The sequence below is a fragment of the Pseudodesulfovibrio tunisiensis genome (genome assembly GCF_022809775.1).
Classification (GTDB): Bacteria; Desulfobacterota; Desulfovibrionia; order Desulfovibrionales; family Desulfovibrionaceae; genus Pseudodesulfovibrio; species Pseudodesulfovibrio tunisiensis.
In genome coordinates this window covers 1,879,650-1,903,527 of record NZ_CP094380.1, presented here as the reverse complement: position 1 = coordinate 1,903,527, position 23,878 = coordinate 1,879,650, and the positions used below count along the sequence as shown (strand labels likewise).

The window sequence follows — 23,878 nt, the reverse complement described above, 5'->3', positions numbered from 1 at the left end:
CGGTCTTGTTGACGCCAATGTGCAAGATGTATTTCATCTTTCAGCCTTGATGGATGTCGTAGCCGTTTTGCAACGTTCCTTTCTGCCACTGTCCTGTGCCATGTGGTCGGCGAGCTCCAGGAGAGCCTTGAAATATGTTTTTGCCTTGAATGCCGTGTCGCACAGGCTGTTCATCTTGCAGAGGTTGGCCTTGATAGTGGCCAGTTCTTCAGGAACCCGGAAGACTGTTTCGAGGTAGTCGCTCAAGGTCGTGTGAATGTTTTCAATGGGGAGCCTTTTGACGAACGGCAGTTCCCTGTAGGAGCCCGTATCGTTGACGACTACAGGAATGTTCAGCGAGAGCGCATCGGTCACGACCCCGGAGGTTTCTCCCATCGTCGGGTGGCGCAATGAAATTATCAAATCCATGCTGCCGAGCAGTTCCATCCAGCGATTGTTGTCCACGCGGCCATAGAACTGGACAACATCGACAAGGTCGTTTTTTTCGACCCACTTCATCAAATGCACGCAATCGATTTCGACTCCGCCGACGATGTGCAGCTTGAAATTGTCGAATTGCGGTGCAAGGCCTTTGACTGCCTGCAGGACAACATCAACAAGCTTGTTTCTGGTTATGAAGCCGAACACGCCGACATTGATGTCCTGCGTTGGATGCGTGGAGGAGGCGTTTTCCGTACAGGCGGAGACACTTTTTTCCGTCTGGTTGATGAGTGATACCTTTTTTATGGGGATATCGGGAAATGTGCGGGATATGCGGCGTTCAACAAACGAGGAGGTAATCAGGCAGCCAAGACTGTGCTGCAGGTATGGCTCGAACATGGGGCAATCTATGACGATGTCGGTATCCCATACCCCGATTCCCTTTGTGAGCAGTGCGCGGACCATTTGTCCCGGCTCATCGCCATACCATTTTGAAAATTCGTCGATGTATCGATTGATCTGCCCGGAGCCGTGCGTTTCTCCTGCATAGAGGTGGTGCAGAACCATGTCATGAATGTGGACGACACAGTCTATTTCCTTGAGTATGTCGATGTATCCGTCATGGTATGGGTTGTTGCCGAGATGCATGAGTACGAGGTCATATGTCTGGTGTTCATCCCGAATGAGATCGATGGGCTTGATGACAACGCCCGGCAGCGACTTCGGGGTTTCATTTGCCGTATAGACGGCAATTCTGCATGGAGTGTTGCGTATCAGTGCGTCCGCCGTAGCGTATGCACAGTCGGCAATTCCGGATTTGTCTCCGGGCCACGGGGTTATCATTGCGATATTCATATTTTCTTGGTCCCGTATTGCGCATCGAAAAGGGTGAGGAAGGAATTCAGCTCAATGGAAAGCTTCTGCTTTTGCTGTTCCAGAGCCTGGAGGCGGGACCCGAGAAAGTCGATGTCACTGCTCAGGGTTTCCCGCAGGGCTTGCGTTTCCCTTTTGCTGGACTGGCGAATGATTGCATCCTCGTTTGCGGCAAATTCTCCGAATTCCTTGAAGCACCGTTGCACGGATTCCTCGATTCGTTCAACTCGGTTTTCGAATGAGGCGGCAAGCATTGAAGCTCTTCGTTCAAGAGTCCGAAAAAAGAGAAGACGAACAACGAGCTCGGCAAACCAGCCAATGACGGGAATCCTGAAAAGACAGGCAAGGGCAAACTGAATGGACAGAAAGGGACAATAGACTTTGGTTCGGCGACCTTCCGGAGAGTAGCGCAACCTTCCAAGTATTTCGATGCGGCTGAGGCGTCCTTCAGTGAGAGCCGCCAGATAGTGATGTTCACCTTGTGGGTCGACAGCCCTTTTGAGCAGGTATCTGTAAGCCGAATGTATGAATTCCCGGTTGGAAAGTTTGTAGAAGTCGGGCACGCGACAGACCTTCGGCATCTCCTCCTGTGCAGGGGGCACCATGAAGCATGGCGGTTCGTTCGCGGGTCTGGTCTGCGTCCCTTGGGATCGTGTCTGCCGAGCTGCGAGCGATTGGTGAAGAAGCTGCAATATTTCTTCTTCATGGAGATCCAGATATTTTTGCATCGCTTTCCTCCCCTTGGTTGGCTCATGCCGCATTAGTCAAGCTTTGATTGGGTCCATCTTGCGAAATCCAGTTCCATGTCGGCATTGGCGTGGAAACTGTACCATCGGGGAGAAGACGTCGGCTTGATCGACACGACGGGCTTCCCGAAGTCCTTCCGTGGCGAATGCGGTTTCATCTCCAGATAGTGGACCGGACGCAAGGGAATATTACCGTAAATCATACCTTTTCGACCTACGGGAATCCACTCCTGACCGGATTTTATAAACTTGCTAACGCGTGAAATCATGAGCATGCCGCCTTCCGCTGCATTCGAACCGAAGTGCTGGATCAGCAGCAGCGGTTTTTTGAGATTCAGTTTTTTCCCATTCCAATCCAGCGACTTTTCTTGAATCAATTCATCAATGCTCATGTAGAAAGGAAGATTCGAGTCGGTCATGGCCTTGAACATCAGATACGTTCTGTCCCGCCTGCGTTGGGTGATGAACCCGCGTTGCATGATGCCTGTTGCGTTGTTGAAAATATTTTGCGGGCTGCTCTTGAACGCATCACGAAGAAGAATCCATGGAGCATTTGATGTGACGTTCATTTTGTGAACGCCGATCGCCAACAGGTTGACCGAAAATATGGAAATGAATGCAATTGGAAAAATGATCAGAAATGAAAATGCAATGAAAGTCCTTTTTTTGAACAAGCGTGAAATCCTGCTTCTGGTTTCTGCAACTGCATAGGTGATGAACGCAAGGAGAAAAAGCGACAGGTAAAATGTCGGAAGGTAGTAGCTCGATCTCGACAACCAGTTCTGATACCGCTCCGTGATGGCCAATGGGGCAATGAAAGCGAGACTGACGATAAAGTACATCAGGAAGGCAACAATCAGATTGCGAATGCAGGGCCTGGGCAAGTCGTCTGTTCCCCCGGCATGAAATGGATGACTGCCGGGCGAAGCGAGCAGTTTGTGGGCTGACCAGAGGAATGTCATGGCAACACCGGAAACAATGATGGCACCTATGGTCTCCGTGCAGAATATTCCGTTGGGAAATATGTAGTTGATGCCGCCGTACAAAGGGGGATTGACCGGCAATGAGCCGGAGAAAAATCTGCCAATGGTGGCCGCCAGAGCGTCTGGAGCGAGGGAAAGCTTGGTGACCTTGGCCATTCGTCCCCATCCGACGCTGATTCCATAACCGACATACAGGGCAAGGTAGATCAGCAGTGGGGGAAGTTTGAACGCAAGAGCCTGTGCAAGGCGTTTCGTTGTGAATCGAATGTTCAGGCTTTTGAACAACAGGGTGGTCAGGAAGAAGGAGATGGCAGCATAGCCGACGAGATAGACCTCATAGGACAGGCTGCCCAGAAACAGGCATGCTGCTCCGGATGTCAGGCAGGCAACCTGTTTTGATCGCGAGATGGATTTTCCCTGGAAGAATGCCGTGTAGAATCTGTAGTACAGAATTTCACCAATGACGAAAAGCAGAAAGGAAATCTTGTAGTAGACAGCCCAGTGATAGTACATGTGCCACCCGCTGTATATCGGGGCTGCAAACAGGGCCATCGGGATGAACAGCAGCAGGAAATCCTTTTTTCGTGTGTACGTATGGAGAAGAAAACCAAGAGCAACCGGCATTGCAATGTGCAGCATTCCGAGAATGGCGGCTCTGAGCCATGGCGGGCTCATCAGTTTGTCGATGATATTGAGATAGGTGGTGTACTGGTAGTAGAATCGCCCGGTTCTTTCTGCGAAATTGCCTTGCGACAGGTACAGGGCCTTGGATGTCAGGGGAGTGGATTCCGCTGTCATCCAATAGGCAAAATCGTCGCCGCTGGCAAAGTATATGCCGTAGTTCAGATAGGCGTGGTACAGGAAAGCCGCGATCAGGCATGCGATCCAGATGGCGAAGGCTTGCGTCTTGTGAATTGGTACGTGGGCTTCCTCTTTTGCTTTCATATCGAGGCTTTCCTGTTCCCGTATTCGAATTTCATGCAGAGTTGATCATTTTTCAGCGACAATGACGACATTCCAGCAGAGCAGTCGCAACGGTGGAAGTATGGTCAGTAGTATTCTGTCGAAAAATTCGAGCGGTTTGTACATGGGGGCCCATTTGTCACTTTCGTCGATGACGGATTTCCAATACCGCTCCTTGTTCGGGTCGCGACGTTGCAGGAGAGCCATGGCAACAAAAATGGCCAGCGTGGTCAGCCAGAAGTAACGGGTTTCGACATTGCGGAAATGTTCCCTGAACAGTCGAATGTCGTTCCATGTCAGGGGGTGCTCGTCCACCGTGCGTACTTCCATGGCTTTTTTCCGATACACATTGATCGCCGGATTGTACGCAAGCGGGTCCCAGGTCACGACTTTTCCGCCGGGTTTCAAATGGGGAAGGAAGCGTTTTATTGTTGCTTCGATGTCGACATGGTGAAGCAGGTTGCCAGCGTAGATGACGTCGAACAGGGCATCCGCAGGCAAGCGCAAATCCTCTGCCGCGGAAACATGCGGCGTTACCGAAACGCCATTTGCCTGCGCCAGTCGGCAGGTCGCATCAAGCATTCCGGGGGAGAGATCCGAAGAGGTTACCTGTGCCCCTCGGATGGCAAAGTAGACACTGGCTTCGCCAAGGCCGCATCCGACATCAAGGAGTTTTTTCCCCTTGAGATTGCCGAGACGTTTCGTGATGTAGCGCATTTCGGGGGCGGTGCAGGCTTCGTTCGTCCGAAAGACATCAATTTCCTCGACGTTCGTGCTTCCTGCCCATTCGTCATGGAATTCCCGTTCCCTGGCAAATTTGTCGGAATCTTCACACATGCCGCCCGTCTTGAAGCCCGCAGCTTCCGCAACCTCGGAAACAAGTTTGCCGAAAAGTTCGGCATTCCCCTTCCTGATGGGGTCTTCGCCGGATTGCATGCCCGACTTCCTTTGCTTTTCGGCTTGCCGGTCCGTGTCTCCGCGCAGATAGAATACGGCATCCTCGATTCCTGATTGAATCTTGCCGCCGTTTCCAACTGTCCACGCTATGGACACCTGCCCCTCTTCGCAGGTGAAATCAAGGGAACGCAGGAAGTCGTCCCATTCAATCCCTGCATCGTTGGTCGGGGGGTGAATCCTTTGGGCGGAGATCAGAAAACGGTACTTGTAACTCTTGAGTTTCTTGTCTTGAATCATTGGCGACCTCGATTGTTACCCGTCATTTCTTCGACTTTGGGGACGTTCCCGCCTTTCACTGCGAATGCTTTCAGCCAGTTCCAGGAGTTCCTCGTAGCTCAGGGGCCAGTTCTTGTCCGGAGGGGAGGTGATGAAGGTCTTTACCCTTTGAATCTTCGCAGCGAGAAAGCGCATGGAAACAGTCATTTCCGGATAGCTTCCATACATGCAGCCACTACAGGCCGAGGTGATGCGCGCCACTTCCTCGCGGAATTGCCGTTGTTTGTACTGCGAAGGGAATTCGGGAGCATATGCGGGGTAGCTCTTCTCCATACGGTGGTCGCAGCAGGGAGCGAATTCTCCATTGGGCAGCAATGCAAAATACAGATTTGGGGAGTCGCAGACGTCGTGATTGTGGCTGCGCCAGGTCGTCTTTTCGTTTCTGACGAATCGTTTGATGTCATCAAGATACTGGTCGCTGTCGTAGAGAAGGTATCCCTCTGTACGCATGCGGCGAACGCGCTCGATGATTGCGTCTACGGTTGCATATTCGGTTTCGCGAAATTGCAGCGTTTGATCGAAGGACCGGAAACCGCGGGGAGCTGCATTGTCCGAGACATGGACGGGAACCAGAGAAGTGAACCAGGAGGCTGCGGTACCGAAACGAATGACATCCTCGATGTCCGCCATGTTTTGAGGTTGCAGTACGCATCCGAGCGATGCGAAACTTCCCTCCCTGGGGAGATGGCGCATGAAAATGGCCATGGCGCGCAACGCGCGATTCCAGGAATTCTCCACCTTGCCATTGATGATTGCCTGTCGGTCTGGATGGAGTGAGTCGAGAGAGATGGAAATGTCCTTGCCGCCGGCTTCGATCGCTCTGACGATCTGTTCCTCGCTGGCAAAGCCGTTTGTTTGCATTCGGACGTGGATGCCTCGGGATTCGAAGGCGTGAATTATCTGTGGCAGGTCTTTTCGTACAAAGGGTTCACCACCTGTCAGCAGAACTATGGCAACTTTCATTTCGGCAAAGTTGTCTGCAATGCGTTCAATTTCATCTATGGTGCACTCTCTGACATCGGAGTTGGCAAAAATGATGTTGCATTGTTCGCATTCGAGATTGCAGCGCGAAGTGACATAGAATTGTATGTACACCGGGGCATTCTTGAATATTGCAGCTTTGGCCAGTGTTATTCGAGACAAGCTTGAAAACATACTCATTTGCTCCTGAAGAGAGTGGCCCGAGTCAGGTAGTTCAATACGAACGTGGTTCCATTTGCCAGTATCTTGGCCAGATACGCATCGATCCCCATCAGCTCGGCAAAAAGATAGAGCAGCAGCAATCCCACAAGAAGCATGAATCCGTTGCTGATCAGGGTCAGGCCGATATCCTGCATCAACTTGAACCGGACATCAGGGAAGACGAAACGCCTGATCAACCAGACATTTATCATTGCTCCGGCAGTAAAACCAATGACATTCGCCACATAGATGGAGAGTCCACCCCATACGAGGCCCGAGTAGATGCTGAAGTCGACACAGAATCCTATGATGACGACTATGGTATATCTGATTGGTGCGTTAAAAATTGACCTTTTCCGCAACAACATAGAGGGGACGTCCTTTCACCTCTTCAAAGATTCTGGCAATGTATTCGCCGACCACCCCGATCAGGATGATCTGCATTCCGCTGAACATGATGATGGTCAACAGGATCACGGTCAGACCTGCAACGGGAATGTCCGTGAACAGTTTGAGGCCAAGCATGTACAGGCCGAGCAGCAGTCCTGAGAAGAGCACGAGAAAACCGAGTCTGGAAGCCACGGCAAGTGGCTTGCGGGAAAAGGACAGGATGCCGTTTGTTGCGAATGCCAGCATTTTCCTGAGCGGATACTTGCTCGTTCCGGCAAAGCGTTCCTCGCGGTCGTATTCCAGCGGAGCTGTGGGGAATCCCACCCAGGGAACCATGCCGCGCACGAAACGGTGGCGTTCGCGCAATTCGCTCAATGCGTTGACCGCGCGCCGCGACATCAGTCTGAAATCTCCGGTATCCGTGGGGATGGGGATTTCGCACATGTAACTCAGGATACGGTAGAAGGCCGTTGCCGTGAGCTTCTTGAACATGGTTTCCCCTGCCCGGGTACGTCGTTTGCCGTAAACAACATCATACCCGGCAAGAGCCAGGGAATACATGTCCCGAATCAGTTCGGGCGGGTCCTGAAGGTCCGCGTCTATGACCGCGACATAATCCCCCTGCGCCGCGTCTATGCCTGCGGTGATGGCGATCTGATGGCCGAAGTTGCGGCTGAAGGAAATGATCTTGATGCATTGTTCCCGGGTTGCTGCGTCCCGCAGCAGGCGAAGGGAACTGTCATTGGACCCATCGTCTATGAAAATGAGTTCGATGTTGGCCTCGTTGTCGAATGAGCCGCGCAACGCAAGCAGACGTTTGATGGTTTCCTGAATCGATTCTTCCTCGTTGAAAACAGGAACAACAATGCTGATCAGGTGGTGTGTTGGTAGCATGCCGTTATGACTCCTTGCTTTTGTGGTTTGAGTAAATCAAATGCCGTAAGGAGGGTTCCTATGCACAATGCAACGGGGAGGAAGAGGAGGTTGGCAGCGTCCAGAAAGAGGTTTCGACTTCCTTGCTTGCGTTTGAGTTGATAGTAGAGGTAGTTGTGTGAATTCGTTAAAACATTGAGGATGCTCTGTATGTGCCCGAAATGGTTGTATTGAGAGGATGATATGTTGCCGGTGCGCTGAAATCCGGCATTTCCCATGATCAGATCAAGAGAGGTGTTGGTGAATTGATGCAGGTGGTTTGGCATGTCGTAATACGCATACGATGTCCCATACCACTGGTACTGATTTGAATCCGCATTGGGAACGGAGATGATGAAGTGCCCATCCTGTTTCAATTTGGATGCCACATTCTCAATGACGGAAAGCAGTTCCCTTTCCGGGATGTGTTCCAGAGAATGCCACGCGGTTACCACGGAAAGATTGGGTGGAAGCTCTTTTGCATTTTCCACGACATTCAGGCCCAGCGTTTTTCGTGAAAATTCGAGCGCTTCCGGGGTGACTTCGACTCCCCAACCTTCTTCGATGATGTCCTTGTTCTGGAAGAGAAAGCGTCCCGTGGCTGACCCGATGTCCGCAAGCGTGATCTCATGTCCTTTTGCCACCTGCTTGAGAACGGATCTTTTGAACCGATCCAGACCGGTGCGTTTGTTCGTGTCCTCATAGGTAACTGGATCGTTCACGATGAAGCCCTGTTGCTGGCCGTCCGACAGGACTTCATGTCCGCAGGATGAACAGCGCAGATAGTGAGGGGTGCGCCCGGTTGCCATGGCTGCCCCGCAAATGAAACAGCTTTGGTTCATCGCATTTTCCCCATCAGACGCATCCAGAGTCGCACTGAAATTTCACGCGGCAACAGGCGCGCCAGCAATGCCATTGCCTTTGATCTGACAGATACGATGGCGGTCAGGCCTTGTCCTTTCAATGCGTTCATGGTCTGTCGGACAACTTCTTCCGGCAGCATCAGTTTTTCGCCTTCCAATTCCTTGACCCCGGCGGATTTCTGAAAATTGGTTTTCATGCCGCCCGGGCAGATGGTGAGCATGTGAACCCCGGAACGGCGCAATTCTGCCCCCCAGGCTTCGCCCAGAGAGAGCAGGGCGCTATTGGAGGAGGCATAGGCTGCCATGTACGGGAGCGGTTGAAATGCCGAAGACGAACTGACAAAGACGATTCTGCCGAAGTGCCGTCTTGTCATCCGTTTTGCGCAGGCCTTGCCCATGGCAACTCTGCTCAGCAGGTTTATTTCAAATATCTTTTTCTGAATTCCGAGGTCCAGTTGCTGCACGGTGCCTCTCGCCCCTATCCCGGCGCAGGCATAGAGTTCGGTTATGGCATCATGCTGCAAGGTGTCATCGAGGAAATGCTCCAGTTCCTTTTCGTTCGTGAGATCCAGCGTGCAAGTCCGGCAGTGGGGAAAGGCCGCAGTCACTTCCGCAAGTCCGGCAGGGTCTCTGTCGACCAGCAGTATCGATTGTCTGAGCGGAGCGAGTTTCTCGGCAAAGGCTCTGCCGAGGCCGGAGGCCGCGCCGGTCACGACGGTCAGCCCGCCGGGGTCGAGAAATGGGTCTTTCCGCAGCCTTTCCCGTTCAACCACGCCCTGAAGGGCTTCCCAGGCGGTTTTTTGCGGAGCCCAGCCCGTTGCGCGAAGTCGGTCGTCCGACGCAGTCAAGGCCGGAAGGAACAGGGCCTTGAGTTGAAAGGGAAGGCGTTTGACAAGGGGACCGAACACGGTCGTGGCCCATTGCAGCCCGATGGATGCGCTTTTGGGATTCACCCGCTTCAGGTACTCGCCTATTTTCATGTCCTCCCCGGCACAGAAGCAGGTCTGGCCGAGAGTGTCTTCTTCAATGGCAGAGTGGATGATGGCATCCACCAGATCGTCGACATGGATGACCGACATGGCGCCGGGCCAGCAGAAACGGGCGAAGAATGACTTGCGTAGAGCCATGCCCGCAAACACGGAAAAATGACTGTCGGCGCGCATGTCGCTGCCGACAACCATGGTTGGGCGGATGATCGTGTACGGGATGCCGGATTCCTTGACCATGGATTCGCAGCGGAGCTTTGACCGTCCGTAGTCGGAGGTGGGGCAGGCAGGCGATTCCTCCTGGAGAGGGGCTGAACAGTCGTCGGTCGCGCAACGGTCGATTGCGCCAATGGTGGAGAGGAAGACAAGGTGTCGTGTCTTCCGGGAAAGCGCCTTGAGAAGCGTTCGCGTTGTTTCAACGTTGTCCCGTTCGTACTGGGGACCATTGCCGAACATGGCGTTTGCCGCACAATGGATCACGTGGCTGGCATCGCCCAGCGCTTTCGACAAATCCTTCGGATCCTGAAAGTCGACAACGCAGATGTCGGCGCCTGAGCTGCGCAGATCTTCATCGTCACGCCGGACGATCGCCTTGGGTTTCACGCCAAGTTCGATCAGTCGGTTGCAGAGATGGCGGCCGACAAATCCCGAGGCTCCGGTAACGGCAATTTCTCCCGTGCCGATGATGTTGGGCAGATCAACTGCAAATTCCATTTTCATGAGCCTCTCTTTCAGGATGACGACGTTTCAGTTGTTCAGTCTCGAATGTGCAGGCTTCCTGCGTACGGGCAAAATTCTTTCAGTGGTGGAAGACAACGTCATTGTGCTGGTATCAATGCGGCCCCCTTTTCTCCCTATGACGCCTCGGGGCGAAAAAGACATTTTCGACACAAGGGATTGGTTATTTCCCTTTGAAGAAATTCCTGCCGCAATGCCTGCATGGCCTTGCCGTTCCAAACACCCATCACGCCTTCTTCAAGTATGTTTCCCAGGGGATATTTTCCGTCGTAATCAAAACAGCAGGGAACCGCTTCGCCATCCACAAGTATGGAAAGCTGAGCCCAAGGCTCCACACAGCCGCCCTTGTTGTTCGCCAACCTGGTCGCACTCGTGGACGCCTCCTCGTCAATCAGGGCATTCACCCCATCGTCAAGCCCCGCCCAATTGACGAAAATCTTTTTTCTGAATCGATCTATCAGGGGATGATTCGACCAATACCTTTCAATGGATCGGATGCTGTCCCGATTCCTTTCAAAATCGATCATGGACAGTTCCAGTCGTTCGATGGCCCCGGATGAAGCGCGTTTTTCCAGAAAGCGTTCAAGCCGTCGCACGGAACGATCATAGGCATTGTTCACGCCACGGATTCGGGCGAACGAGGCATCGTCATGCCCGTCCAGAGAGAAGAAAAGGGTGTGCAACCCGCTGTCGAGAAGTCTGTCGGCGACCGTGTCGGTCAGGAGCAGGGGGTTGCAGGATATGGCGACCTTGAATCCTCTGTCTGCCGCGTAGCGAATCATTTCATCGAAAAGAGGATGGACCAGTGATTCTCCCATTCCATGCAGGCGCAGCAGTTTCTTCCCCATCAGTTTCGCACCGTCATGCAGAGAATGGAATTCATCAATGAGTTTCGTGTATACATCCCATTTCATGTCTTCCGCAGGTCTTGTCATGGACTTTTCGCGCGGGCACATGATGCATGAGAATGGACACTTGTTCGTCAATTCGATGTTGTAAGGCCATGGCGGCTTTTTCACAGTCTCTTTACGCATGAAGTCGATTCCATTTGCACATAATCATGATTTGGAGGCTGAACGCGAGTTGAACGTTTCTATGTGGAGCATGATCACCATGTCATGGGAGCTGTATCATGATAAATGATAATCTTGTCTTGTAGCCTCTTTTTTGCTGTTGCACCGGTTCATATCCGTTTCATGCAGACAACCTCATTCTCCGGACTGCGTGAGTGCGAAGCATGCGGGATGACGTGTATATTTAATGACAAAACTTTGTTATCATTGATCTTTTCAACAAAAAGTACGGCAAAAGGTTCAATACCTATTCATATTAAGCACACTATCATTTTTTTTACAACTCGAAAGAAAAGAGAAACGGCTCCTGTTCTGTTTCATGTGCATGCGTTTCCTGTGAATGATCCGGAAGAAGGTGCCCGCTGCAAGGGATGGTGACATGGAGGCTGCTTCACGGCGAAAAGCTATTCCACCCGCCATACTCCCCCCACATAGGGATGATAGGCGATGGGCGTGAATCCGGGGACGCTGTCCGGCGAGATGAAAAGCAGCCGGAAAGCCAGCACGTTGAAATATTTTTGCGGAATCATGAACACGAAGGGAACGCCTTGCATGAGTATGGCGGCGGGTCCCTGCTGATGGCTCGGGTCGTGACTCAACGTTGTGGGCGTGATGAAGTAGAGCCGCGAATACCGGACGGTTTTTTCCGGCAATTGGATGGTGCCCGTGTCCCTGTTGATCAACGCCCTCTGGTAGGCGAACGTGGTGGTTTCGTAGCTGGTCGGATTTTTCGGCGTCCATTTGCCCATGGGCAGCCATGTGCCGTGGTAGAGCATGCTGTTCAGCGCCACCAGATAGGCTGTGCTTTCAGGAAAAAGGTAGGATTTCCAGTCCACGTTCCGAGGTGCGTTGAATTCGTGGATGAAGTCGTCCAGCCGGTAGGGTTGCCGGAGTGCACTGATCAGGAATTCCACGGCCCGGTTTCTGTCCTTGAGCAGGTGAGTGACATTGGAGATTCCGTTCGGGTGGCGAGTGAAGAACTTTATCCAGTTTCTGGCCAATTCCGGACTGCTTGCCGCATACGGGACCGCAGCGATGAAGGCGCGTTCATTGGTTTGCGATCCTCCATCGATGAAGGTCTTTCTGTTGGCAAAATGCTGAAGGAAATATCCCGGCCCCCACCAGTTCCATGTTTGCGCCTCTTCCGGGCTCCTTCGCTTGTAGGCCTCTGCCAGTCCGGCGGTCCATGCATCATTTGTGTTGTTGATTTCATATTGGACAAGGGGAATTGCAATCTGGATCAGAAGCAGTCCACCCAGAATCGTCGTGAGGATTTTTGCATCTTCCTTTTCCACGTACGCTTGCGGAAGAGTTCGAATCAGAAGCCAAGCCCCACCCAACCCGACTGCCGGAGCGCAGAACATGAGAAATCGACTTCCTCCAGCAAACGAGACCAGAAAAAAGAACAGTCCGGGGAGGAGGTAGTATCGACTTGCCCGGGAATGTCGCCATGCATGAATGCCGCCACCGATTGCCGCGACAAAAAGAAGCATGCTTCCGGAAGTCTCCTTGATTGCATCGAAAAAAGACAATGTGCCGAGTTCGCTGACGCTTTTCCCTGCGGCCAGAAAGGTGTGCTGGCTTGAGCCGAGGATCAGTTTGATGTGTTGGATGAAGTGGATGAGCCCGGTGTCGATGGGATTTGGAAGGACATGGGGGAAGCTGAGGGCTGTAGCGCCAAGACCTGTACCGATAGCTGCAGCCAGCCAGAAGGCGCGATGCCGCAGCCAGCCCTTTTCCAGAGCAAGACCGGTGAAGACGAAGCATGCATTCAGCAGGGCAAAGGGCAATCCGGCCTGTGGCCACCATGCAATGAGAAGTACGTTCGTGACAATCCAGAGTGCGAGGCATGCGCCGCGTTGCGCTTTGCTGCCCCGAAGCATGAGATAGCCCCACACAAGGCCACTCCAGAACAACACCTGATTCAGACCGTCCGTGTCGAAATTGCCGGGGTATGTTCGGTAGAACCACATGGGCGAGGCTGCGGCAAAGCAGAATGTCAGCAGGCCGAGTCTCCACGAGCCCAAGATTATGCCCATGCCGAGGCAGACGAACACCATGAGGGCTGCCAGTATTGGTGGGAGGTAGAAGGCCGTGGATTCCAAAGGGATGTTAGACCATTGGGACAAATGCCCGGCCAAGGACGAGATCAAGGGAAGCTGGGCGCTAGCCGCATAGGGGCGTAGAAAATCGTCCGGGGAAAATATGCCGGAAACATAGGCTTGGGCATGGCGAAGGAAGAGATAGCCATCCGGCGTGGTGAGCAGGGGCTGCCCCTGCCAATGCGCTTCCGGGGTGGCAAGGTAGGCCGAAGTCGAGGGCCAGTACAGGAAGCATTGATAGCAGAGGGCGAGGGCGAGGACGAGACAGAAGAATCGGATTTCCTTGCGTGCCATGGCAACCCTTTCAAGACAGAGGGGGCACCGGCGGTGCCCCCTCCTGGTTGGATGTTGGTTGCGAGGTTACGGAGCCGTCGAAGTCAGGGTCACACCACCGCTGGATTCAACGCTGAAGCCGTTGGTGGAATCGCTGTACTTGAGGGTGATGGTATCCTGGTTGCTCTTGCCCGTACCATAGTTCGGGGTGAAGTACTTGCTGGCCATGTCCACGGTAATGGTGGGCTGCGAGTACGTGGCAACCGAGTTGGTCGACGCATCGTAGTTGGCATACATGGTGCCGCCCGTGCTGTTGCCGAAACCATAATCTCCGCTGGAAGGCATCGGGCCGGCGATCAGGTACCAGGTGCCCGACAGGGACGTGGGGCCGGTCGTGGTCTCATTGGCAACGTCGGACCAGGTCAGCACGCGACCGGTGAAATCGGCCTGGGACGCGAAGGCAATCTCGTCGCTGCCGTTCACGGCCAGGGACACGCTGGAAGTCGCGCCGCCGCCGTTGTTGAAGCGGACGGTGTCGATCTTTGCAGGCCAACCCGTGGTGCCGGAGCGCACGAAGTAGACCGCGTCGCCGGTTGTACGTTCAATGGAATCGTCGTCCTTGTCGATCAGCCGCGCTGTGAAGTTGTACGCACCGAACGGTTTGGCCGCCGTGGTGACCAGGGTAACGGTTGTCGGCACGGTCGCAGTGAAGGTACCGCTGCCCGCGTCGACCAGAGTCGCCTGATCATAGTTGTCCCAGTTGGTGCTACCGACCACGAACTTGAAGCCGTCCGGGGCCAGGAAGCTCATCTTGTACTTGCCGTTGGCCTGGGTGGCGGTCTTGCTGCCCAGAATGGCGACGGTCGCCTGATAGTCGTTGGTGGCGATGCTGCCGGTGGAGCCGGAGGACAGGCTTGTCCCGGTTCCGGATGCATCGGTCAGCTGCTTGATTACGGCGGAGCCCGACCAGGTCAGCGAGGAGGCGGCCACGGTGGTGGAGGCGTCCACGATGTTGATGGTCAGGGTGCGCGCCACGGTTGCACCGGTGGATACGCCGGAAGCCGTCACCTTGATGGTCACGGTTTGGGCTGTAGTGCTGGCATCGACTACATATTTGAACACCATGGCGTTCGAAATACCGTCGTCGAGGGCTGCATTGGCCGCATTGAACGTGGAACCTGCACTGACGGAAGTCCCGTCCTGCAGAGTCAACGTGCCCACGGAAGGCGCGGTCGTCAGGGTAAACTGCGAGTGTGCAGTGGTGTCCCATCCGGTCGGGGAGGTCGAGGTCAGACCGACCTTGATGTAGGTTGTGGAGCCGGCGTTGCCGTCAACCGTGAACGAGCTGGACGTATCCGCGCCCAGAGTCGCGGCGGAACGGGTCGCGCCCGGGTCCGATGTCGTTGTGTTTACCACGAATTTGTCCGGGAACACCGTGGTGGTATCCACGGTCGGAATCGTCATGCTGGCGGTTGTGGTTCCCAGGGCATCTGCTGCAATCTGATTGATGACGGCGCTGTTGTTGGAAATATAGGTGGCGAGGGAGGTGGTGCCGTCATAGCCGGATTCGGCCTGGGCGATGGTGGAGAAGGAGGATCCCGTTGCCAGTTGGGTTGCCGTGGATTGCAATTTGGTCAGCAGATTGTCCATGGTGCCGGAGTTGGTTTCCGCGTCGGAGATACCCAGAACGAAGAGCAGCGCCTGCTGGGCCACTTCATTCTGCTGGGTCGCTGCCGTGCTGGCAAGGAAGTTGCCGAGCGGATCAACGGAAGTGTATCCGAGCAGGTTCTGCACGATGGCGCGAACCTGGGTCTGAGCATCTGCCAGGGTGATGCCCTGATCATACAGGGCGGCGACCATGGTGCTTGCGGGAGTGAGATATACCTGACTTGTGGAGGATTCGAGAATGCCGCGAAGTTCGCCGGTGAAGGCTGCACCATTGCCGCTGTTCAGGGTACCGCCGGTGGCTTTGAGAACCGCCGGGTAATCGGATGCGGAAAGGGAGCTCAGGCCGGTGAAGGTGATGGCTCCGGTGGTTCCTGTGGTTCCGATTGCCGAGGTCCACGAGCCGTCAGCAAGACGGGCATAGACGCTGGCTCCGGAAACCGGGGACTTGCCCACACCTCCTCCAGCTGTGGAAGAAGAAGAGCCGCCGCCACCGCCGCCGCAACCTGCAATGATCAGGCTGAGCCCAAGGAGTGCGGCGAGCACGATCGGGATTAGTGTTGGATGCTTCAGTTTAGTCATGAATCCTCCTCAGTTTTGCATGACCTGCCAGTTGAGAATCAGCGGGGTGCTGATTTCCGGTTAAAAAAAAGCGGATCACCTAGTCCATAGTAGCCTGTATTGATTTTTAGGCGCCAGGTGTCAATAACGTTATGCGTTTTGAGGGTGTTTTTCGCATTATAATCTATTATATACTTTAATAACAAGCGATTACGATGTTCAATTTCAACAATGACTGTGGAAACAGGATGTTGAAAAAGTAGATAGGTCGTATGTTTCAATTTGTACGAATGATTGTGATAATCATTATTTCTTTTAAATCGGAAGGTTGTGGTATTCTGCTGACAAATGAAAGATAACACATATGATTCAGCGTAATAGGAACGCAGGTGTGCGTTTTTTAGTGAATGGAAAAATGGATCAAATGGAATAAACCGGCAGTATTTTAGACCTTGAAAAGGGGGGAATTGGGAAAAACGCTGAGCGCCATGAACGATCTTTTTGTATGAAGATATTATAATCACATCATACTAACGCGTTGTCTTGTGAATAAAGGTTGTTTTCTGTTGAAAACATGTTGAGTTCCTGCCGGAAGGGCGGGGGCCGTATTTGGGGGGGGGGCGGAGTCTCCAGCGGTGCCGTTTCGCACCTAGTTCCTTTCCCTTGCCCGGAGTTGCGGGGTCATGTAGCTTTCGCCCCATGTCGCATGGCTTTTTCACCATCATCAGTCGTCAGGAGTTCGAGCAGCGGCTTGCCGCGTTCCCTTTGCTTTCCGTGGAAACCGTTCCCTTGGCGCAGGCTGCCGGGCGAGTGCTCGGAGTGGACCTGATTGCCGCTCATGACTGGCCTCTCGAGGATCGCTCCTGCATGGACGGGATTGCCGTGAATGCGCGCGACGTGTTCGGGGCGACCGAAGGCAATCCGGGCTATCTGGAATGCGTGGGCGCGCTTTCCATCGATCAGCAGCCCGAAGTCCCCCTGAATCCGGGCGAATGCGTCAGGATCACCACGGGCGGGCTCCTGCCGCCGGGCGCGGATGGTGTGGTCATGGTGGAACATACCGGAGAGATGGACGGGACAACCATCGAGATTCGCAAGAGTGTGGCACCGGGGGAGAACGTGATGCGCCGAGGTGAAGACGCGGTTGACGGTGCTCCTGTCCTGAAGTCGGGAGCCATGCTTCGGCCTCAGGAAATCGGGCTTGCCGCTGCCTTGGGATTCGCTTTTCTGGACGTGGGAGCGCGGCCTCGGGTCGGCATTCTGTCCACGGGCGACGAGCTCATTCCTCTGGAACAGACCCCGCGGCCCGGACAGGTGCGGGATGTGAACTCCCATACCCTTGCCGCGCTTGCCGTCGGGGCTGGTGCGCTGCCGAAACCCTACGGCATCATTCGTGACGAGCTGGAAAGTCTGCGGTCCGCATTGGCGAAGGCGCTTTCGGAAAATGACGTGGTTCTGCTTTCGGGCGGCAGTTCCATTGGTGTGCGCGACCTGACGGTGCAGGCCATCGAGTCCCTGCCCGAGTCCGAAATTCTGGCGCACGGCGTGGCGCTTTCACCGGGCAAACCCACCATACTCGGGCGTGTAAAGGGCAAGCCCGTGATCGGACTGCCCGGGCAGGTTACGTCCGCGCTCGTGGTGATGCACGTGCTGGTTCTTCCTCTGCTGCGACATTTGCAGGGAGATGTGCGCGCCTTTGATTCGTCGCTGCGGCCAACCGTTTCCGCACGTCTGGCCCGGAACGTCGCCTCCAAGCCCGGGCGTGAGGATTACATTCGCATCCGTCTGGAAAAACAAACGGACGGTTCCCTGCTTGCGCACCCCGTGCTGGGCAAGTCCGGCCTGTTGCGGACCATGATTCAGGCGCACGGTCTGGCCGTGATTCCGGCAGAAGCCGAAGGACTGTATCGGGACGCGACGGTGTCTGTCTGGCTGCTTTGATCCGAACTGCCTACGGAAGCGAAGTTTCCTGTGCTTTTTCCGGGGCCTCGAATTTCAGGACCAGCCATCTGTCGTCCTGCCTTTTCACTTCGATGTCCCGTTCTTCCTGCACGGTCCATTCCTTGCCGTCGATGGTCAGGTAATACGGGCCGGATGCCCGGATTTTCAGGACTTCTCCCTGATCCTCGACCAGATCGAATCTGAGTTCGCCGGTGTCGACGTCGGCTGCCCGCAGTTTGTCGTACAGGCCGCGCTGTCTCTGTATTTCCTGAAAATAGAAGAAATTGAGCAGGTACTTGTCGTAGACTTGCGGGGCAAACAACTGGTCCAGATCATCGTTCAGCGTGGCCCGCAAGGCATAGAAGCGGTCGAGCAGGCCGATCACGTCCGCAGGCAGTGACGGCTCCGATGCGGTCTGTTGCGGTTCAACCGATTTCGTGGCGTCCGGCATTTCGGTTGGCGGCGCAATTACCGTTTTTATTGGCGCGGCATTGCTGTTGGCAGCCACATACAGCTTCAGTTCCGAAACCGCGACCTTGATTTTGCCCAGAATGACCTCGTCAGGGTAGACTTCCGTGATTTCGATGCGCAGCTTCTCCACTGGTTCGGCTCGGCACGTGATGCGTTGTTCCCCGGGTTTGTCCCACAGCACGAACGGGTGCGTGGTGCCGTCCGGGTACCTGATGCGTCCGGCCTTGATGCGCCGGAATTCCTCGAATCTGCCTGGCCCCTCATGGCCGTTGAAAATGCCGATTTCCGCCACGCGTACCGGGGCCGGAAAAATCAGCTCGATCCATTTGCCCGGGCCTACGCCAAGTCCGCCCCCGGCCCATGCCGTGGATGTGTCGTTGTCCATGAGTTTGTCCGCGGAATACGTGTTCAGCAGGTCCACCTTGTAGTCGGAGACCTTGATGGTCACGTCCAGTGCGGACGCGGGCAATGCCCACGACAGGATCAGGATGATTGCCAGAAATGCGGCCGGAATGTCGCGGACAGAGGCGTTGCATGTGTTCATGTGGTGTTCCATAGCAGACGCGTGATCGGTTGGCCCGTGTTTTGTGGGGCCTTTGGCGACCCCTCCGGGGAGGGCCGGGCGCTGCCCTGCACCCGCCAAGGAGCAAGGCCCCTTGGATTCCCATCTGTGACGAAACATGAACCCCGGGCCGGTGAATGCTCTGCCGAGGCATTCTCCGGCCCGGGGTTCATGTTTCGTCACGGGGTGTGCTTGTTTTCAAAAAGGCAAGTGGATGCGTTTGTGCGTCAACTGCGCCGCCATATGGTATCGGCAAGTTCCCTGCATCCTTTCAGGCGGCGCAGAACCAAAATGCTTTGAAGAGCCACGAGAAACTTTCACGAAAGTTTCTCGTGCCGCCGGAGGCATATGCATAATATAATGGAAAAGGCCCTGTCCCGGTTGGGGCAGGGCCTTTTGATGTGCGGTGAGTGCGGCCTAGTAGCGGTAGTGATCGGCCTTGAACGGGCCTTTCACGTCCACGCCGATGTAGTCGGCCTGTTCTTTGGTCAGGGTGTCGATTTTGACGCCGAGGCGTTCGAGGTGCAGTCGGGCGACCTCTTCGTCCAGCTTCTTGGGCAGGATCATGACCTTGGGCTCGTAGTCGTTCTTGGCGAGATCGAGCTGGGCGAGCACCTGATTGGTGAAGGAGTTGGACATCACGAAGCTGGGGTGGCCGGTGGCGCAGCCCAGATTCACGAGACGGCCTTCAGCCAGCACGATGATGGAACGGCCGGATTCCAGGGTCCACTTGTCCACCTGCGGCTTGACTTCCTTGCGGATGCACTTGGGATTGTTGTCCAGATAGGACATTTCGATTTCGGAATCGAAGTGGCCGATGTTGCAGACAATGGCCTCGTTCTTCATGACTTCCATGTGCTGACCGGTGATGACGTGATAGTTGCCGGTGCAGGTGACGAAGATGTCGCCGCGCGGGCAGGCGTCTTCCATGGTGGTGACCTCATAGCCTTCCATGGCGGCCTGAAGCGCGCAGATGGGGTCGATTTCGGTCACGATCACGCGGGCGCCGAGGCCGCGCATGGACTGGGCGCAGCCCTTGCCCACATCGCCGTAGCCGATGACCACCACGACCTTGCCCGCGACCATGACGTCGGTGGCGCGCTTGATGCCGTCGGCCAGGGACTCGCGGCAGCCGTAGAGGTTGTCGAACTTGGACTTGGTCACCGAGTCGTTGACGTTGATGGCCGCGAAGAGCAGTTCGCCGGAGCGCTGCATCTCGTAGAGGCGATGCACGCCGGTGGTGGTTTCCTCGGAAACGCCGCGGATGGACTTGGCGATCCCGGTCCACTTGGAGGGATTGGCCTTCACGCTGGCGGCAAGGCGGTGCATGATGATCTGGAACTCGGGCACGTCGAAGGTCTTGTCGGCAAGGGACGGGTCCTTTTCCACCTTCACGCCCTGATGCACGAGCAGGGTGGCGTCGCCGCCATCGTCAACGATCATGTGCGGGCCGGAGCCGTCGGGCCAGGTCAGGGCCTGTTCCGTGCACCACCAGTAGTCTTCCAGGGTCTCGCCCTTCCAGGCAAACACCTTGGCCATGCCGGATTCGGCAATGGCGGCCGCGGCGTGATCCTGAGTGGAAAAAATGTTGCAGGACGCCCAGCGGATGTCCGCGCCCAGTTCGTACAGGCACTTGATCAGCATGGCGGTCTGGATGGTCATGTGCAGGGAACCGGTGATGCGCATGCCCTTGAGCGGCTTTTCCTCGCCGTACTTCTCGATCAGGGCCATGAGGCCGGGCATTTCGCGTTCGGAAAGCTGCATCTCCATGTGGCCCCATTCGGCCAGAGAGATGTCCGCGACCTTGTATTCCAGGCCCGGATCAACGGGTTTGACTTCTTTGGACATGACTTCCTCCATTTTTTGGGAGTTTGATTTCGGTCGTTGTCAGACTGTCCCGAAACCGCAATCTGCTATGCTGCTTTCTGCCGTTCCTGAACCGTCCGTGTCTTTCATCCTTTCAACGGGCTGCTATTCCTTCTCGGCTTCATACAGGACGATGTTCATGTCCATGCTCACCGGAAATTCCGTGATTCTGCCGGGTTTGAACCCGGACTGTTCGAGCCAGTTGAGCATCTTGGCCTTGGAAATGCCAAGTCGCCTGTCTCCGTATTCGCTACGCATGATTTCGTTGTCGTGCCGATCGAACTCCGCGATGAGCAATTGGCCGTCGCTGCGCAGCACGCGGGCCACCTCGCGGATGGCCTCCATGGGCGTGGCCAGATGGTGCAGGACCAGAGACATGACCACGCAGTCCGCTTCCTCGTCGCGGAGCGGAGAGATGGCTGAGTTCGCCGATGCGCAGGCTGACGCCCGTGTCGCGGGAAAACCGTTCCTCGGCCAGTTCCAGCATTCTGGACGAGTTGTCCACGCCGATGACCGTGGTGGCGCTGCCGGACAGGGCTTCGAGCAGATCGCCGGGCCCGCAGCCCAGATCCACCGCACATTCGCAGTCCTTCATGCGCGCCCGGATTTCCCGGGTCAGGTCCAGCTCTCCCATGACCTCGCGGGAGAGTCGTTCCCATTCCGGCGCAATGGCATCGAAGAACTGGCGCGTCTCCACGGTCCGTTCCCGGATGATCTTCGCCGCCAGATTCAGGTCCTGCACGAAAATGTCCTCGTCCAGAAACAGTCCGGTCACGCCGTCCAGAAAGTCGCGGCCTGGTCCGCTTTCGCTGGCCCGGTAGAACGCCCATAATCCCTCGCGCCGGAACACCACGAGGCCGGAGTCGGACAGTATCTTGAGATGTCTGGATATTCTGGACTGACCCATATCCATTATCTGCACGATTTCCCCGACATTCAGTTCGTGGAGCAGCAGGAGATTGACGAGCCTGGCTCGGGTTTCATCTGCCAAGGCTTTGCAATATTTTATTATTTCCATGAATCCGCCTCTATATCAATTTATCTTGATATACTGGATGGCCCATGACTAGCCCAAACCGGCTTGTCTCGTCAAGTCCGGTTGAATGATAATCCGATATTCTCCGACTCGCGGGGTGGACAATGCGTCTTCCCCGCGTTGTCTCCGGTCTGGTCGGCTGCTGTCCGAAAGGCCTGTCGCCAATTGGTGAACTTCGTTTGCGGGATGATTTTCCGAATGGGTGATATGCATCATAACAACATGAAATGTAATGGGAAAAAAAATGCATTCCCCTTCATTTTTTTCTTGCCCACCTGTTTGGGCAGGCGTACTTTTCTTTTGCCGGGACCGTTCAGGGCGTACGCTTGAAGCCCTACCTGAGAGGTACGAGGCACGGCAGTCCCGGCTTTATTTTTTTCCCGCCCTTGTTGACTCCATTTTCCCTTGTCTGCGATTTTCCGAAACAGGTGAATGCGTCAGTCTGTATGTATTTGCTTGTCAAGGAGGTCGTCATGAGCAACGGGAAGTACGACTACATCACCACCCCGTTCCCCGAGCGGCTGAGTTTTGCCGGGGTTTCCTACATCGTTGTCTGGGGGGTACTTGGTCTTGTCCTGCTTGCGTTGCGGATGACCCTCTTCTGGACTTCGGGCGAAAGCACGTCCTCACTCCCATATAATGTTGTCCTGCCATTGCTGCCTTCCGTGCAGGCATTGCTGATTGTCTGGTATTCCAAGAAGCTTGAGCAGTACGTCCCGGTGTTTTGCGAGTTGATTCTGGATTCCGAGACCTGTGTCCTTGCCTGGTGTAAAAAGCGAATTCGCGGAATCTTTTCCGATTCGGGCATGGTGGCATGGGGGATGATGCTTTCTGCTGTCGTTGGGCTGCTGCTGTATTTTTCGGAAAGTCGGTTGATGCCCTCCGGCGCTTCGAGCCGGTTTCTTTATTATGCGCTGACCTTGGCGGCCTCGTTCATGGGAGGGGCTACGTTGCGCTGTCTGTTCATGACCTGTCGCATGGTTTGGGAGTTGGGTCGGTTCGGAAATCTGAGATTGGACCTGTTTCCTCACCCCTTTGTCGGGATCAAGGCTGTCGGGCGTTTGCTGGCGCAAATTTCGTTGGTGAACGGGGCTGTTTTCACCATGGTGGCGGCAAGCGTATGCATGGTGGACAGAAGCGCGTGCACTGTGGTCAGTCTGTCCGTGTTCCTGATCTTTTCCCTGACATTCTTTTTTCTTCCGCAATATACCTTGCACATAATGATGCAGAAGGCGAAATATGCTCAAGTTCAAGCTTGGGCGGAAAAGGTCGAGAATGCCATCAGCCGTTTTGAAGATGACAAATCCCAAAAGGTCGGCGAACTTCAGTCTCTTCTGGAAATTCACCGATCCCTTGCTTCCGTGGGGGAGTGGCCGTTCGACATGGCGCATATCAAGTATCTTGTGGGAGCCGTGGTTTTCCCTCTCGTGGGTCTTCTGCTGACCCTGTGGGAATTGGGCTGGGGCAAGAGGGAAGGTCCCTTCTAGGGCGGCCTTTCGTTCATGAATTTCTTGTCCCGCGGAATGATGTAATATACAGGGAGGCTCATGGCGCGATACAGACGTTCCTTTGATCGACCCGGAAGGGTGGGGCGGCCCGTCAGGGTTGGCCGAGCCGTGTCCGGTTTTCTTGCCCGAAAGGATACTTCCGGAGGCATGCGGCTTGTGCGGCTGTGGCGCGCCTGGGACGAGATCATGGGGGAAATGGCCGCCATGGCCCGACCTCTCGGGCATCGGGGCAGGAAGCTCATTCTTGCTGCGGAGGACCCCATGGTCATGCAGGAAGCACAGTTTCTTGGCCCCATGATCCTGCACCGGATCAATGAATTTTTGGGGCAGGAAGTCTTTGACAAAGTGGTATTCGAGCTGCTAAACGGCAGAATTCCTTTGGACGAGCAAAAATCGCCGAAGCCGGTGACTGGCTCTCCAAAACCACAAAAGCCTAAAAATTTGGGCAAGATAAGCGACAAGCTGGACCCCGACTCGCCAGTGGGAAAATGCTACAGGGCGTACCAGCGGGTCTTCAGTGATGAATAATTT

At 54.9% G+C, this 23,878-nt stretch carries 18 protein-coding genes and 1 pseudogene; 3 read left to right on the top strand and 16 right to left on the bottom strand.

What is annotated here, in order from left to right:
• Positions 1–33: 33 nt before the first annotated feature.
• The 12 genes from MPN23_RS09405 to MPN23_RS09350 form a co-directional block, all read right to left on the bottom strand.
• Positions 34–1,275, bottom strand: a complete 1,242-nt coding sequence (locus MPN23_RS09405) for a glycosyltransferase (protein ID WP_243543950.1) — start codon at positions 1,273–1,275, stop codon at positions 34–36.
• Complete coding sequence (locus MPN23_RS09400) at positions 1,272–2,021, bottom strand: DUF4214 domain-containing protein (RefSeq protein ID WP_243543949.1); 750 nt, start codon at positions 2,019–2,021, stop codon at positions 1,272–1,274. The genes MPN23_RS09405 and MPN23_RS09400 overlap by 4 nt, the downstream gene beginning before the upstream one ends.
• Positions 2,022–2,053: 32 nt before the next feature.
• A complete protein-coding gene (locus MPN23_RS09395) occupies positions 2,054–3,967 on the bottom strand; it encodes a hypothetical protein (RefSeq protein ID WP_243543948.1) in 1,914 nt (637 codons plus the stop codon).
• A gap of 45 nt (positions 3,968–4,012) precedes the next feature.
• Positions 4,013–5,179 (bottom strand): class I SAM-dependent methyltransferase, encoded by a 1,167-nt coding sequence (locus tag MPN23_RS09390; RefSeq protein WP_243543947.1) that lies wholly within the window; start codon positions 5,177–5,179, stop codon positions 4,013–4,015.
• Between the two features lie 15 nt (positions 5,180–5,194).
• Positions 5,195–6,379 carry a radical SAM protein gene (locus tag MPN23_RS09385; RefSeq protein WP_243543946.1) on the bottom strand — a complete coding sequence of 395 codons (1,185 nt, stop codon included), beginning with the start codon at positions 6,377–6,379 and terminating at the stop codon, positions 5,195–5,197.
• Positions 6,376–6,768 (bottom strand): GtrA family protein, encoded by a 393-nt coding sequence (locus tag MPN23_RS09380; RefSeq protein WP_243543945.1) that lies wholly within the window; start codon positions 6,766–6,768, stop codon positions 6,376–6,378. Before MPN23_RS09380 ends, MPN23_RS09385 begins: the two co-directional genes overlap by 4 nt.
• Positions 6,740–7,684: a glycosyltransferase family 2 protein gene (locus MPN23_RS09375; protein ID WP_243543944.1), complete on the bottom strand. Its 945-nt coding sequence runs from the start codon at positions 7,682–7,684 to the stop codon at positions 6,740–6,742. Before MPN23_RS09375 ends, MPN23_RS09380 begins: the two co-directional genes overlap by 29 nt.
• Positions 7,663–8,544, bottom strand: a complete 882-nt coding sequence (locus MPN23_RS09370) for a class I SAM-dependent methyltransferase (protein WP_243543943.1) — start codon at positions 8,542–8,544, stop codon at positions 7,663–7,665. The genes MPN23_RS09375 and MPN23_RS09370 overlap by 22 nt, the downstream gene beginning before the upstream one ends.
• Positions 8,541–10,271, bottom strand: a complete 1,731-nt coding sequence (locus tag MPN23_RS09365; RefSeq protein WP_243543942.1) for an SDR family NAD(P)-dependent oxidoreductase — start codon at positions 10,269–10,271, stop codon at positions 8,541–8,543. The genes MPN23_RS09370 and MPN23_RS09365 overlap by 4 nt, the downstream gene beginning before the upstream one ends.
• Before the next feature lie 134 nt (positions 10,272–10,405).
• Positions 10,406–11,323, bottom strand: a complete 918-nt coding sequence (locus MPN23_RS09360; protein ID WP_279388663.1) for a radical SAM/SPASM domain-containing protein — start codon at positions 11,321–11,323, stop codon at positions 10,406–10,408.
• 443 nt (positions 11,324–11,766) lie between these two features.
• On the bottom strand, positions 11,767–13,758 hold the full coding sequence (locus MPN23_RS09355; RefSeq protein ID WP_243543940.1) for an STT3 domain-containing protein: 1,992 nt from the start codon (positions 13,756–13,758) through the stop codon (positions 11,767–11,769).
• 66 nt (positions 13,759–13,824) lie between these two features.
• Positions 13,825–15,984, bottom strand: a complete 2,160-nt coding sequence (locus MPN23_RS09350; protein WP_243543939.1) for a hypothetical protein — start codon at positions 15,982–15,984, stop codon at positions 13,825–13,827.
• Positions 15,985–16,662: 678 nt separating this feature from the next.
• On the opposite strand from MPN23_RS09350, the gene MPN23_RS09345 reads away from it, so the two are divergent.
• Positions 16,663–17,904, top strand: a complete 1,242-nt coding sequence (locus tag MPN23_RS09345) for a molybdopterin molybdotransferase MoeA (protein ID WP_243543938.1) — start codon at positions 16,663–16,665, stop codon at positions 17,902–17,904.
• A 10-nt stretch (positions 17,905–17,914) separates the two neighbouring features.
• Here the strand turns inward: MPN23_RS09345 and MPN23_RS09340 are convergent, their stop codons facing one another.
• The 4 genes and pseudogenes from MPN23_RS09340 to MPN23_RS17105 form a co-directional block, all read right to left on the bottom strand.
• Positions 17,915–18,919 carry an NADase-type glycan-binding domain-containing protein gene (locus MPN23_RS09340; RefSeq protein ID WP_243543937.1) on the bottom strand — a complete coding sequence of 335 codons (1,005 nt, stop codon included), beginning with the start codon at positions 18,917–18,919 and terminating at the stop codon, positions 17,915–17,917.
• Positions 18,920–19,354: 435 nt separating this feature from the next.
• Positions 19,355–20,785 (bottom strand): adenosylhomocysteinase, encoded by a 1,431-nt coding sequence (gene ahcY / locus MPN23_RS09335; RefSeq protein ID WP_243543936.1) that lies wholly within the window; start codon positions 20,783–20,785, stop codon positions 19,355–19,357.
• A 123-nt stretch (positions 20,786–20,908) separates the two neighbouring features.
• Positions 20,909–21,061 carry a hypothetical protein gene (locus MPN23_RS17210; RefSeq protein ID WP_243547424.1) on the bottom strand — a complete coding sequence of 51 codons (153 nt, stop codon included), beginning with the start codon at positions 21,059–21,061 and terminating at the stop codon, positions 20,909–20,911.
• Positions 21,057–21,821, bottom strand: a pseudogene (locus MPN23_RS17105) (ArsR/SmtB family transcription factor); the annotation flags it as partial. The gene MPN23_RS17210 and the pseudogene MPN23_RS17105, both read right to left, overlap by 5 nt.
• 344 nt (positions 21,822–22,165) lie before the next feature.
• Here MPN23_RS17105 and MPN23_RS09315 point away from each other — a divergent pair.
• Together MPN23_RS09315 and MPN23_RS09310 are read left to right on the top strand one after the other, a co-directional pair.
• Positions 22,166–23,326, top strand: a complete 1,161-nt coding sequence (locus MPN23_RS09315; protein ID WP_243543935.1) for a hypothetical protein — start codon at positions 22,166–22,168, stop codon at positions 23,324–23,326.
• Positions 23,327–23,386: 60 nt separating this feature from the next.
• A complete protein-coding gene (locus tag MPN23_RS09310) occupies positions 23,387–23,875 on the top strand; it encodes a DciA family protein (RefSeq protein ID WP_279388662.1) in 489 nt (162 codons plus the stop codon).
• Positions 23,876–23,878 lie beyond the last annotated feature (3 nt).